Source organism: Acinetobacter sp. VT 511 (assembly GCF_001077515.1).
Taxonomy (GTDB): Bacteria; Pseudomonadota; Gammaproteobacteria; order Pseudomonadales; family Moraxellaceae; genus Acinetobacter; species Acinetobacter schindleri.
The window spans coordinates 63405-76137 of sequence record NZ_LFRE01000062.1; the positions used below are offsets into that span (position 1 = coordinate 63405).

Genomic DNA, 12733 nt, shown 5'->3' on the forward strand with positions numbered 1-12733 from the left:
TATTTAGTGCAAGGAGCTTCAGATGTTAAAATTCGCAGTCAACCTTTCCATGATTTTTACGGAAGTTCCTCTGCTGGAGCGTTTTGCCCTTGCCCGTGAGCATGGTTTTGACCATGTAGAAATCCAGTTTCCTTATGAACTGACTATCGAGCAGATTCAGGCACAGTTGACAGCGCATCAGCTGAGTTTATGCCTGATCAATGTCCCGGCAGGTGACTTGATGCAAGGCGGTCACGGGCTGGCTGGCATACCCGGCAAGGAGATTGAATTTCATCAAGCGATGCAACAAGCGATTGCATATGCAACTGCACTGAAAGTACCGAGCGTCAATATTCTGGCAGGTAAACAGCCGCTGGATAGTGACCTGTTACCTTGCCTGAATACATTGGCAGATAATCTAAAAATGGCCTGTTCGATGTTGGCAGATCATGGTATTCAGCCAGTCTTTGAGTTGATCAATAGGACCGACATGCCACGCTTCCTGGTGCAAAATGTAGCTCAAGCACAGGAAATGCTCGAAGCAGTCCAACATCCAGCCTTAAAGATGCAATATGACTGTTACCATATGGCGATGATGGGTGAAGATGTATTTGAAGCTTTAAAAGAGAATATTGACACAATTGGACACATTCAATTTGCAGACTGTCCAGGACGACATGAACCTGGTACAGCTATTGTTAATTATGTCGAGATTTTTCAATGGTTAGAGAATAGCCAATATCAAGGCTATGTGGCAGCAGAATATCGCCCGCTGAAGCATTCAGCAGCGTCTTTTGGCTGGAAGACCCGATATTTTGCAGATTGATTACAAACCGAACAATGTGCTGATTTGAAATTTCGGGGCAAAACCGCTATATTAGACCATGCATAATTGTTAGGAAATTATATCCCCCATGAATTTAGAACCATCGCCCAGCGCTTCTAATTCTCACGATCTTACTATGAATTCACACTTACAGACTGTACAAGACTGCTTGAAAGTTGTGCATGCTGCACTTGAAGATGTAAAGGCCAAAGAAGTTGTTGTGCTTGATGTCAGCGGTATGAGCAATGTTGCTGATGCCATGGTCATTGCCAGCGGTACCTCTACCCGTCACATCAAATCTCTTGCCAACAATGTTGCTGAAGAAGCACGTAAAGCTGGCTTCCGTCCACTTGGCATCGAAGGCGAACGTGATGCTGAATGGATTCTCCTAGACCTCGGATATGTAGTGGTTCACTGCATGCTTCCTACAGCGCGTAAATTCTATGACCTAGAAAGCCTGTGGAGCAATGCTCCTGCAGATTCAGTGGCATAAAACAGATTCTTAAAAAAAGCGGCCCATGGAGGCCGCTTTTTTTATTGGCTCAAAATAAACTTTAACCAAAAAGATTCAAAGCAGTTGCTGTAAATTAGCTTCTGGATATTTTTGTTTGATCAAATTCTTGGCCTGAGCATAGACCTGATCACTACGTTGTGGGCCATAGAAGTCACAGAATACCTGATATAGACTGGTAATGGCTTGTGCATAAAGTTTTGAAGATACATAGCTCAGCAAATCCGCACTTTTCTGCAATTTCTGAATAGTTTCCTGGAACAAAATCCGGTCTTGTACCAGTTGTTGTGCCAGCTCCCTATAAAAGTCTTGCTGATCTTCTAGCTTGACCTGATCAAGAACTGATTCTCCAAACTCAATATAAGCCTGGTACTGTGCCTTCTGATTAAGAGATACTGCCTCTGTATCTTCAGACTCGATCCATTCACTTTTTTCCAGAATGGTCAGTTCATGCAGTACCTGTTTAAGCATATCTTTCCGGTTCTGCTTAAGCTCTTCTGTAGTACAAATCTCGCTAAGAAAGCGATTCAGTACAAAAGCAGGCTGCCCGCTATATTCCTGTTCCCAATATCCTACGATCTGTTCCAGGTGAGGTCCTTGAAAATAATGCTGTAGCCCACGCTGAATAGCCTGGCGGCGCTGTTCTAGATTGAGCACTTCTGCATTCATGTTATACCCTCCTATCCATTAATGTCGTTTGGTAATGTGATCCGTATCGAAAGTTACATCTCGCTGGAATTCTGGATAAGACAGTTCAGCATGCTCGGTATAGTCCAGACCACGCTGCTCGTGCTGTGCACTCACACGTAAACCACCTAAAATAATATGCAGCACTTTAAATACAATAAATGCCACCCCGAAGCCCCAGGCAAATCCGGCACCAACGCCTACTGCCTGAACAGCAATAATGCTGCTATCAAACATTTTACTTTCATAAAAGATACCCGCAGCTAGCGTCCCCCAAGCACCACAAAAGCCATGTACAGTGACAGCATCCACCACATCATCAATACGCATTTTCTCGAGTAGTGCTGGCAATACACTAACCAGCAACCCTGCTACCAGTCCGGTTATAACAGCAAACATAGGACTCATTGTGGCGCAACCCGCTGTAATCCCCACTAGCCCACCTAAGGAAGCATTAATCGTAGTCCTTATTAAAATTGCTTTACGTCGTACCAGGGCAAATAGCATATAAGCCACTGCCGCCGCACACGCTGCGAGATGGGTATTTAAAGCAATCCGCCCGATGCTGACATCGGCGTTGACTGTAGAAGCGGCATTGAAGCCAAACCAGGCTAACCACAAAATAAAACCACCCAAGGCAATTAAAGGCAGATTATGGCCGGGTAAATAGTGCACTTGACCATTACGGCCAAAACGCCCTATACGTGGACCCAATACAATAATGCCCGCCAAAGCAACCCAGCCACCAATCGAATGCACTACAGTTGAACCAGCAAAATCAATAAAGCCCATGGCTTTGAGCCAGCCTTCACCCTCAAATAGACTCCCCCACGCCCAACTGCCAAAAACTGGATAAATTAAGCCACTCACAAAAGCGGCACTCACCACATAGGCGACAAAATGAATACGCTCTGCCATGGCACCACTGGCAATGGTGGTTGCTGTTGCGGCAAACATCATTTGGAAGAAGAGTAAATTCCAGCTCCAGCTATCTAAATTATCCGGTGCAAAATGTGAGCTACCAAACCACCCGGTATGATTAATCCCGAACATAAGCCCAAAACCTATCAGCCAGAAAACCAGCCCTCCAAGACAGGCATCCATATAATTTTTCATTAAAACATTCACACTATTTTTACTTCTGACTGATCCGCTCTCAATCAGTGCAAAACCTGCCTGCATGAAGAACACCAGAATACCGCCCATCACCACCCAGACACTGTCCAGCGATATCCGGATTTCCTGGATATTTTTTACCATTTCTGCTGGTTCAGCTGCATAGATAGGTAAACTCAGTAGCCCCAGTAAAAACCCTAAATATTTTATTTTTGTCATGTAATCCCCCTAGCTCTTAATGAGGGAATAGCAAGAACAATGCCATACAATTTATGAATTTTAAAATTATTTGAAGAAGCAATTTAATGATAAACCTATCAAATTTTCACAAATAAATAATTCCTAATTCACAAGATAAATATTTATCTGCGATCAAATATCAATTAACTGTGGTGCATAAAAAATAAGAGCAAAAATAAAAAAACCACCCGAAGGTGGTTTTTTTCTAAATCTTTTAATTCATCTCGACCTTTCTTTTACAAAAGAGGATCTGGAAGAAGATTTTAGGAATTAGTGACCCGTACCATTAATGGCTTTGGTCATATCTTCCACAACTTTCTTGGCATCACCAAAGATCATCATGGTCTTATCGTTATAGAACAGGTCATTGTCTAAACCAGCATACCCTGTTGCCATAGAACGCTTGATCACCAAAATCGTACGTGCCTTGTGCGCTTCCAGAATTGGCATACCGTAAATTGGTGAGCTTGGATCGTCTTTGGCCGCCGGGTTAACCACGTCATTCGCACCGATTACCAGTACTACATCTGTTGCCGGGAAGTCAGAGTTGATCTCATCCATTTCCAGAATGTCTTCATATGGCACGTCAGCTTCAGCCAGCAATACGTTCATATGCCCAGGCATACGACCTGCAACCGGGTGAATCGCGAAACGTACAGTCACACCCTGCTCTTTTAACAGGTTCGCTAACTCTTTCACCGCATTTTGTGCACGACCTTGCGCCATACCATAACCAGGTACAATGACTACACTGTCTGCATTCGACATCAGGAAGCCGGCATCATCTGCAGAACCTGAGCGATGATTACGTTGTACCTGCTCGCCTGCACCCGCTGTCGCAGTTGCGGTTCCGCCCATCGCACCACCGAACAGAACGTTGATGATCGAACGGTTCATCGCTTTACACATGATATAAGACAGAATTGCACCTGAAGAACCCACCAGCGAACCAGCAACGATCAGCATGTTGTTTTCTAGAGTAAAACCGATACCTGCAGCTGCCCAACCAGAGAAAGAGTTCAGAAGCGATACCACAACTGGCATATCACCGCCACCGACTGGTGCAATCCATACCCAACCGAATACCAGTGCTAGACCAGTCATTGCCCAGAAGGATGTCATGTTACCAGTCAGGAAGAAGTGAATCCCTGCTGCCAGCATTGCGATAAAGATCAATGCCTGAACTGGTTTTACCCAAGCACCTGAAATGGTTTTTGCCCATTTCTTCGCAGCCAGTTTACCGTAAGCAAATACAGAGGCAGTAAAAGTAATCGCACCGACGAAACAACCCACGAAGAGTTCGAACAAATGCACTTTGCTCATTTCATGGAAAGTTACCCCATTTGCAGCTAAAAGGTCTGGACCCAATTCGATTAACTTGTTGTTATGGATAATCGCAGCAATAGCAATCAAAACCGCGGACAAACCTACCAGAGAGTGCATCAGCGCGACAGTTTCAGGCATTTGAGTCATAGGTACAGTTTTCGCACGGGCAATACCGACGATCGCACCAAGCACCATTGCGCCAAGAATCATCCAGATCACCGGATTTTCTGCGACAAAGAAAGTCGTCAATACCGCAATCGCCATGGCAAGCATACCGTAGCGGTTACCTGCAATTGCTGTTTTAGGACCTGACAAACCACGTAGCGTCAAGATAAAGAGAATGGCACCAATCAAATAGAACCAATTTGCATATTCACGAATGAATTCCATCAATTAGCCCTCTTTTTTCTTTTGTTTTGGTTTGAACATTTCCAGCATACGTGCAGTTACGGCAAAGCCACCGAAAATGTTAATGCTCGCCAGGAATACTGCAATCGCGCCCAGTACACTCACCACGTTAATGGTCTGGAAGTCTACACTGCCTTCAACACCGACCATGGGTAAACCAACAGTCTGAATCATCGCCCCTACGATAATGATTGAAGAAAGTGCATTGGTTACCGCCATCAACGGCGTATGCAAAGCTGGAGTCACGCCCCATACCACGTAGTAACCTACAAAGATGGCAAGGACAAAAATCGTAATAGTTTCAACCATGAGTACTCTCCTTAACCACGCTTTAACAGCACTTGGCCGCCGTGAGTGACGAGTAGGGCTTTCTGAATTTCTTCTTCTGGATTGATGGCAAAATTCTTTTCGCTATCAAATAAAGTTTCAACGAAGTTCAAAACGTTACGTGCATACAGTGCAGATGCTTCAGTCGACAAGGTTGAAGGAATATTTGGAATACCCAGAATCTTCACGCCATTTTCAGTCACAACCGTTTCACCGCATTGAGAGCCTTCTACATTACCGCCAGTTTCAACCGCCATATCTAAAATGACTGAACCTGGTTTCATTTTGGCAACGGTCTCGGCACGGATTAAGCGCGGTGCATCACGACCTGGCAATAATGCAGTCGTGATCACAATATCCGCATTGGAAACTGCTTTATCAACGATGATCGCTTGATCCTTGATGTACTGTTCACCAGGCATCCAGCCATAACCATTTTTAGCCGCATCAGCTGCTTTTTGTTGTTCTTCTTCAGACATCGGTACGTCTAACCACTTACCGCCCAAAGATTCAACCTGGTCTTTTGCTGTAGGACGCAAGTCAGTTGCTTCTACAACAGCACCGAGACGTTTTGCAGTTGCAATCGCTTGCAGACCTGCCACCCCTACCCCCATGATCACGACACGAGCCGGTTTTACCGTCCCTGCAGCAGTCATCAGCATCGGGAACATGCGCTGGTATTCTGCTGCAGCAAGAAGCACTGCTTTATAACCCGACAGGTTTGCCTGAGAAGACAGGACATCCATGTTTTGCGCACGGGATAAAGTACGTGGCAAAAGTTCCAATGCAAATGCAGACACATTCTGTGCCGCGAAATGGTCAAGCTCGGTATTGCGGTATGGGTCAAACATCGCCACCACCGTAGCATTCGCAGGTAATTTTTGAATTTCTTCACCTTTCGGTGCACGAACTTTCAAAATCATCTGGCTACCGGTATAGGCATCATCCGTAATTTTTGCACCAACCTGTTCATACGCACTATCGATATAGGCAGCTTTTACCCCTGCACCACGTTCGATAATCACGCTATGACCAGCGCTGATCAATTTCTTTACTGTCTCAGGTGTCGCAGCGACACGATGTTCACCGACGACAGTTTCGGCTGGAATTCCGATTTGCATGAGCGTCCCTCAAGCTAATTTTTTCTTAAGTAAACATCGCAAAAACGATGTTTCCCCTCAGGATGTGTTTTGTTGATTTTTTGGATTCTAATCAAACTATTCCAAAATACTACCCAATATTTATTTAATAAATAGCCATATTTTGAACTGATGATTCATAAAAATGATGTTGTCATATATCATTTATAAGTTAAGCCCTGATTTTTTGATCTGCTGAATTTATAAACGATATTCATTCTCTTGAAGGATATTTCCTTTTATGTTCATTTTTTCTTAGCTTAATTTTCGTTGTACTTTGTTACATTGATCATTCTGACAGTCATTCCATTTTTTTTGCTGTACTCCTTCCCTTTTCCGGCATGCCAGAATGCCCTAATTTAGGCACTTTTATTGGGTACTTTTTGATTCCTTGACTTCTTTGACAAATTTAACTGAATTATACTGATTCATTTGGAACCCCTGAAAACCATGTTTTCCTATAACTTTTTCCTTTTTTAATCATAAAATTTTTAAATCAGTTGAATTTAATGTTTCATTTAATTGGCTCTTTTGACTTATTCTACTCAAGTCTAAAACTACACTAATAATCGTTAAAAAATAATTTTTGAGTCATTTATTATATTAATACCTTAAACTGGCTCAGCATCATAAATTGTCAAATTTGCACTATATTTGTGCAATAGAATATTTTTTATCTCTGACTTAATTGCAATGTTTTTCTTCAGTGCCGTTTCGACAACTTAAGATTCTTTGCAAGAAAAAAAGATTAAATACGCATCAGTTATGGTTTTGAAGATATTCAGAGATGGTAATAACCAGATCTGTCTTCAATTTCTGTTGTATTTTTCTACTTTTATCATGTGCTATTTTGACCTATAGTGCCTGCAATCTTTGCATCTTTTTGATGCCATTATCAAAAATAGTCTTCTGCTTCTTATAAGGTAGCTGTCATGAATCCTTCACTGGATATCAGTCAAAATAAACCTTTGCTCTGGCTGATGGCAATTGCATGTGGTCTATGTGCTGGGGCGAATTATTACTGTCAGCCTCTGATTTCATCAATTCAGCAATATTATCAGGTACCTGAATCGCAAGTCGCCCTGACCGTGACCTTTGCTCAGGTGTCTTATGCACTGGGCCTGCTGTTCATCGTTCCATTGGGTGACATGCTGAATAAGACCAAGCTGATTCCTGCCCTGATGTGGGGGGCTGCGCTGGGACTAATGATCTGTGCCACAGCAATCAATTTGCCCATGCTCTGGTTAGGGACGGTTATCGCCGGTTTATTTTCTGTCGCGGCACAGGTACTGATTCCTTTAGCTGCTATGACCGTTAAACCGGAAAAAACTGGTGAAGTGATTGGCTTTCTGATGAGTGGTTTATTGGTCGGGATTTTGCTGTCGACCAGTATTGCCGGATTACTCTCTGACTTGTTCCACTGGAAAGTCATCTATGCAGTGAGTTCAGTCTCGATGCTGTTCTTGGGAGTCTATTTACGTGGTCAGCTACCGACCCTGCCAAAATTCAGAATCAGTTATGCCAGAATTCTCCACTCCATGGGCAGTCTGTTGGCCCAAGAACCACGACTGGTATTTCGTTCCCTTACCGGTGCCTTTGCCTTTGCTGCGATGAGTATTCTGTTCTCTACCATTGCCCTGCTATTGACACAGTCTCCCTTTCATCTGGCAGATGTTATGGTGGGATTAGTCACTTTAGTGGGAGTCTTTGGTGCATTATCAACCCAAATGATTGGTAAATGGGCGGACCGAGGTTATATCAAACTGCTGAGCTGGATTGGCTGTTCAATCCTGGCAGGCAGCTGGCTGTTTCTCTATTTTGGTGGCACATCGTTGATTAGCTATATTGTAGGTTATGCGCTAATTAATTTGGGACTGGCGATTACCCATAGCTGTAACCAGAATGTAATTTTCCGCCTGCGTCCGGATGCCAAATCCCGGATTAACTCTATTTATATGACCCTGTATTTTATTGGAGGTGCCTGTGGCTCTGCAGCGGGAGTATACGCGTGGCATCATGGTGGCTGGAGCATGAGCTGCCTGACTGGATTCATATTTGCACTAGCTGCCACCGTCTTTGCCCTGATTGATCAGTTTTATCATGCGCGTGTAAAAACCAACTAATGATCATCTAATTTACTTGAACCACTGGATAGTAGGCTTTGCCGGAATCCATTACTGCTGCATGTTCCAGCAATATATAGATAAAGGTGTTCAGCAAGGCTGAAAATAGACTACAACTTTCCTGCATCTGCTTGCGACTGAGGGCGCTGGCATAACTCACTCCACCCTGCAGAATTTGTTGCCTTAAAATAGTGAAACGCTTAAAAACTTCTGACAGCATCTTCAATATATCCTGCTGTCCTAGCGCTTGTTGAGCCTCTATTTTTTGTTGCTTCAGCATTTCACGACAATTACTTTGGCTAATCTTATTGTGTTGATAATCCCAAAAGTGCTGAGTGAGATATTGATTATTCAATAGTGCATGCAGCGTAATCTCATAGCGACCCAATAAAATTTGAGAAATTCTTTTCTCCTGATCCTTGCTAAGGATGAGATGGAGAAATTGTGATAAGGCCTGCTGATCAAGACTATCTTCATTTTCCTGTACATAAAGAGCATTCAGACCAATCCACAGGCTCAGAAACTGAAAATCATAATCGGCCTGTAACTCTACCGCTTTTCTGAACCAGCTTAGACTGCGTTGAATACGCAGATTGAAATATTCTGAACGCTGAGCTTTTGTTGTTTTGTAAATCTCTTCTAGTAACATCATTATTTTTCTCCTTTTTTATCCTGTTTTCTTAATCTTAAACTCTTTTACTGTTTAGTAAACTATTCCTTGACCTCTGCATCTATTTGAATGAATTCAATACTTTTTAATTTCCTAGAAGGCTTTCTTGCAGTGCTAGTACTCAGCCATGAAGCCTGATTATTTTTATGCTAATATTGCGCCCTCTTTTACTGGCCGTATCACTGCCGGTGAGCGCCCAAAGCCCCAACGGCGTGCTGTCTCTTCCATTTCTAACTTAAGGCGTGATTTTGAATGACTGATCTCAAGACCATTGAACAACAACTTCAACCACGAATCAGTGTTGCGCCGATGATGGATTGGACCACCAAAGATTATCGTTTCTTTGCACGTCTGTTTAATCCCAATATTATTCTCTATACCGAGATGGTAACGACAGGCGCCATCATTCATGGTGATGCCAAACGTCATCTGGACTTTAATCAGCAGGAACAGCCCGTTGTGTTACAGCTTGGCGGCTCTAATCCCAAAGACCTGGCCACCTGTAGTAAAATGGCACAGGATTGGGGGTATAACGAAGTCAACCTGAATGTCGGCTGTCCAAGTGACCGGGTACAGAACAATAAAATTGGTGCCTGCCTGATGGCGGAGCCTGATCTAGTCGCAGAATGTATTGGTGAGATGCGCAATGCCGTGGATATTCCGGTGACGGTGAAACATCGTATCGGGATTGATGATATGCAGTCTTATGAAGAGATGCTGCATTTTGTCGATACCGTAGCGAAGACGGGTTGTAATAATTTTATCGTGCATGCCCGAATTGCCCTGTTACAAGGCCTATCCCCGAAGGAAAATCGTGAAGTTCCCCCATTACGTTATGAAGATGTTTACCGTTTAAAACAGGAACGTCCTGAGCTGCTGATTGAAATCAATGGCGGGATCAAAACCTATGCGGAAACGGTTGAACACTTAAAACATGTGGATGGCGTAATGATTGGTCGCGAAGCCTATCACAATCCGTATTTACTGGCCGAGTTAGGCCAACTTTGGAATCTTGAAGCTCCTGATCGTTTTGAGATCATGCAACAAATGATGCCGTATATTGCCCAGCGTATGGCAGAAGGTGCACCACTCTCGATTATTAGCCGTCATATTCTGGGCTTGTTCCAGAACTTGCCAGGTGCGCGTAAATGGCGTCAGGCATTAAGCGGTGGTAATGCCAAAACCTTAAAAGATGTAGAAAATGCCTTGTTCAATATTCAGGAGGCGATCAAACGCACTGAAGACTATCTGCTCGAACAGCAAACCCAGAATCTTTAATTTAAAAAGCACCGTTTCCCCGGTGCTTTTTTATTAAGGTTTTTTGACTAGAGAATTTATTGGGTATAAGCGGTAATATTTCCCACAGGAATGGGTTCTTCAACCCGCTGTGATGTCGTCCTGGATTCCCGCGTTGCAGCCTCAGTGATCTCATTGACCTTCTCGTCCCCAAAACCTTCATCTTGTTCGAATTCTGCAGAAATCATAGCCAGTTCCTGCTGTAACTGCTGTTCATAACGCTGAATTTCAACTTCATCAATAAAGGCAAAAGCATCATCTTCCAGCTGCCAGCTATAACCCTGCTCCACCTTCTGAATAGAGACCTTAACTGGAAAAGATTGGCCTTGATATTGTATCTGAGAAATGGCCTGAAAATGATCACTAGAACGTTCCATGATTTTTACATCCATGACTTTTAACCGGTAATGGCGATAATCCAAACTGGAATTAAATTCACGTTGCATCTGAGACTGAATATTGCGCGACAGTTCATCAATAGAGACAAAGTAACTGCAGGAAAACAATAGCAAGGTCAGAAACAATAGACTTATTCTTTTCATACCACCCCCAGTGCTCAAATTAGTGAGGCTGGAAAATAAAAAAATTCTGATTCTTATAGAGTGATTTTATCTTTTTCAAACTGGGCACGAAATAGCCAAAAGTGTCTTTCAAGGTCAAAATACTTGGTTTTCTTTTGAACATTCAGTCAATTCTGCAGAAATAAAAAAGCCCTGACTATGCAGGGCTTTTTTATAAAATAACTTAGAAATCATCATCCTTAGAAGGATCATGATGTAGGGCATCATGAATGGCTTCAACCAGTTGCTGGGCAATTTCCTGTTTGGAAGCCTTTTCCAGATCACGTTTTTCCATATGATAAGATTCTGCAAAGAATACCGTCATGGCATTTTCATCTGAGGCAAAGCCAATATCTGCACGGGAAACGTCATTGCAAGCAATCATATCCAGTTTTTTAGCGACCAGTTTGCCAGCTGCATATTCTTCAATATTTCGTGTTTCTGCGGCAAAGCCAACCATAAATGGACGTTTTTCCTGTTGGGCAATGGTTGCAACGATATCCGGATTTTTGATCAGTGCGACATTCAGCTCATCACCGGCTTTTTTAATCTTATGTTCTGCCACTTGTGCTACGCGGTAATCCGCAACCGCAGCGGTCGCAATGAAAATATCACAGCCCTGTTCTAGCATATGCAGACTTTCATCCAGCATTTTCACGGCTGAGCTGACATTTTTACGTTTGACGCCATTTGGCGTATCCAGCGTCACTGGTCCTGCAATCAGTGTTACATCCGCACCGGCAGCATAACAGGCTGCCGCCAAGGCAAAACCCATTTTTCCGGTACTGTGATTGGAAATATAACGAACCGGGTCAATCGCTTCACGCGTTGGACCTGCTGTAATCGTAACCCGCTTTCCTGCAAGCTGACCAAATTTTTCTGCAATCGCTCGTTGTGCCTTATGAAAATACTCGGTTACCTGACGTGCCAGATCTTCCGGTTCTGGCATACGGCCCAAACCTACATCACCACAGGCCTGTGAACCTGCATCCGGCATAATCACATGCACGCCATCTTCAATCAAAGTGGCTAAGTTACGTTGCGTCGGCTTGGCTGCCCACATCTGCTGATTCATGGCTGGCGCTACCCAGACCGGTGCGTTGGTCGCCAGATAAAGTGTACTGAGCAAATCATCGGCCAGACCGGCAGCGAATTTGGCCAAAGTATCGCAGCTTGCTGGGGCGACCAGTAACAGGTCCGCCCAGCGTGCCAGTTCAATATGCCCCATGCCTGCTTCAGCTTCTGGATCCAGTAATTCAGTATGGACAGGATTACCCGACAGTGCCTGGAACGTCAGCGGCGTGATAAAGGCCTGTGCGCCTTGAGTCATGACCACAAGAACATTAAAACCGGCATCTTTCAGACGACGGACCAGAATTGCACTTTTATAGGCAGCAATACCGCCTGTCACAGCTAAAATAATATTTTTATGAGGAATTACACTTACGTCGAAGCTCACAAACAGGCTACCTTTCTGTTGCAGTGGCGCTCACAATAGCATTAAATAAGATCATGCCCAAGAGAC

General features: G+C 43.7%; 12 protein-coding genes. 4 read left to right on the forward strand and 8 right to left on the reverse strand.

Annotated features, from left to right (window positions below; translation table 11 throughout):
- Positions 1-22: 22 nt before the first annotated feature.
- Positions 23-805, forward strand: a complete 783-nt coding sequence (locus tag ACS72_RS09675; protein ID WP_048881983.1) for a hydroxypyruvate isomerase family protein — start codon at positions 23-25, stop codon at positions 803-805.
- An 88-nt stretch (positions 806-893) separates the two neighbouring features.
- On the forward strand, positions 894-1298 hold the full coding sequence (gene rsfS, locus ACS72_RS09680) for a ribosome silencing factor (protein ID WP_004816041.1): 405 nt from the start codon (positions 894-896) through the stop codon (positions 1296-1298).
- Positions 1299-1373: 75 nt separating this feature from the next.
- Here rsfS and ACS72_RS09685 read toward each other — a convergent pair whose 3' ends face one another.
- From ACS72_RS09685 to ACS72_RS09705, 5 genes are all read right to left on the reverse strand, one after another.
- The gene (locus ACS72_RS09685) at positions 1374-1985 is read right to left on the reverse strand and encodes a hypothetical protein (RefSeq protein WP_004891387.1); all 612 of its coding nucleotides are present in this window, start codon (positions 1983-1985) and stop codon (positions 1374-1376) included.
- An 18-nt stretch (positions 1986-2003) separates the two neighbouring features.
- Entirely contained in the window at positions 2004-3338 is a 1335-nt protein-coding gene (locus ACS72_RS09690; RefSeq protein WP_008304926.1) for an ammonium transporter, read from the reverse strand.
- Between the two features lie 291 nt (positions 3339-3629).
- Complete coding sequence (locus ACS72_RS09695; RefSeq protein ID WP_004816035.1) at positions 3630-5075, reverse strand: NAD(P)(+) transhydrogenase (Re/Si-specific) subunit beta; 1446 nt, start codon at positions 5073-5075, stop codon at positions 3630-3632.
- A 3-nt stretch (positions 5076-5078) separates the two neighbouring features.
- Positions 5079-5402, reverse strand: coding sequence for a proton-translocating transhydrogenase family protein (locus ACS72_RS09700; RefSeq protein WP_004783638.1), 324 nt, complete (start codon positions 5400-5402; stop codon positions 5079-5081).
- Between the two features lie 11 nt (positions 5403-5413).
- On the reverse strand, positions 5414-6541 hold the full coding sequence (locus ACS72_RS09705; protein ID WP_008304924.1) for a Re/Si-specific NAD(P)(+) transhydrogenase subunit alpha: 1128 nt from the start codon (positions 6539-6541) through the stop codon (positions 5414-5416).
- Between the two features lie 950 nt (positions 6542-7491).
- Here ACS72_RS09705 and ACS72_RS09710 point away from each other — a divergent pair.
- Positions 7492-8682: an MFS transporter gene (locus tag ACS72_RS09710; RefSeq protein WP_048881984.1), complete on the forward strand. Its 1191-nt coding sequence runs from the start codon at positions 7492-7494 to the stop codon at positions 8680-8682.
- A 7-nt stretch (positions 8683-8689) separates the two neighbouring features.
- Here the strand turns inward: ACS72_RS09710 and ACS72_RS09715 are convergent, their stop codons facing one another.
- Positions 8690-9334, reverse strand: a complete 645-nt coding sequence (locus tag ACS72_RS09715) for a hypothetical protein (protein WP_048881985.1) — start codon at positions 9332-9334, stop codon at positions 8690-8692.
- A 270-nt stretch (positions 9335-9604) separates the two neighbouring features.
- On the opposite strand from ACS72_RS09715, the gene dusA reads away from it, so the two are divergent.
- Complete coding sequence (dusA, locus tag ACS72_RS09720) at positions 9605-10630, forward strand: tRNA dihydrouridine(20/20a) synthase DusA (RefSeq protein WP_004816026.1); 1026 nt, start codon at positions 9605-9607, stop codon at positions 10628-10630.
- Positions 10631-10686: 56 nt separating this feature from the next.
- Here the strand turns inward: dusA and ACS72_RS09725 are convergent, their stop codons facing one another.
- On the reverse strand, positions 10687-11190 hold the full coding sequence (locus ACS72_RS09725; RefSeq protein WP_048881986.1) for a hypothetical protein: 504 nt from the start codon (positions 11188-11190) through the stop codon (positions 10687-10689).
- Between the two features lie 202 nt (positions 11191-11392).
- The gene (coaBC, locus tag ACS72_RS09730; RefSeq protein ID WP_048881987.1) at positions 11393-12667 is read right to left on the reverse strand and encodes a bifunctional phosphopantothenoylcysteine decarboxylase/phosphopantothenate--cysteine ligase CoaBC; all 1275 of its coding nucleotides are present in this window, start codon (positions 12665-12667) and stop codon (positions 11393-11395) included.
- Between the last annotated feature and the right edge of the window lie 66 nt (positions 12668-12733).

Excerpts from the sequence above, each read along its gene's own strand:
- ACS72_RS09715 (WP_048881985.1), bottom strand. The coding sequence starts at position 9,334 with ATGATGTTACTAGAAGAGATTTACAAAACAACAAAAGCTCAGCGTTCA.
- ACS72_RS09690 (WP_008304926.1), bottom strand. The coding sequence starts at position 3,338 with ATGACAAAAATAAAATATTTAGGGTTTTTACTGGGGCTACTGAGTTTA.
- rsfS (WP_004816041.1), top strand. The coding sequence starts at position 894 with ATGAATTTAGAACCATCGCCCAGCGCTTCTAATTCTCACGATCTTACT.
- ACS72_RS09710 (WP_048881984.1), top strand. The coding sequence starts at position 7,492 with ATGAATCCTTCACTGGATATCAGTCAAAATAAACCTTTGCTCTGGCTG.
- dusA (WP_004816026.1), top strand. The coding sequence starts at position 9,605 with ATGACTGATCTCAAGACCATTGAACAACAACTTCAACCACGAATCAGT.
- ACS72_RS09725 (WP_048881986.1), bottom strand. The coding sequence starts at position 11,190 with ATGAAAAGAATAAGTCTATTGTTTCTGACCTTGCTATTGTTTTCCTGC.
- ACS72_RS09675 (WP_048881983.1), top strand. The coding sequence starts at position 23 with ATGTTAAAATTCGCAGTCAACCTTTCCATGATTTTTACGGAAGTTCCT.
- ACS72_RS09685 (WP_004891387.1), bottom strand. The coding sequence starts at position 1,985 with ATGAATGCAGAAGTGCTCAATCTAGAACAGCGCCGCCAGGCTATTCAG.
- ACS72_RS09700 (WP_004783638.1), bottom strand. The coding sequence starts at position 5,402 with ATGGTTGAAACTATTACGATTTTTGTCCTTGCCATCTTTGTAGGTTAC.
- ACS72_RS09705 (WP_008304924.1), bottom strand. The coding sequence starts at position 6,541 with ATGCAAATCGGAATTCCAGCCGAAACTGTCGTCGGTGAACATCGTGTC.
- ACS72_RS09695 (WP_004816035.1), bottom strand. The coding sequence starts at position 5,075 with ATGGAATTCATTCGTGAATATGCAAATTGGTTCTATTTGATTGGTGCC.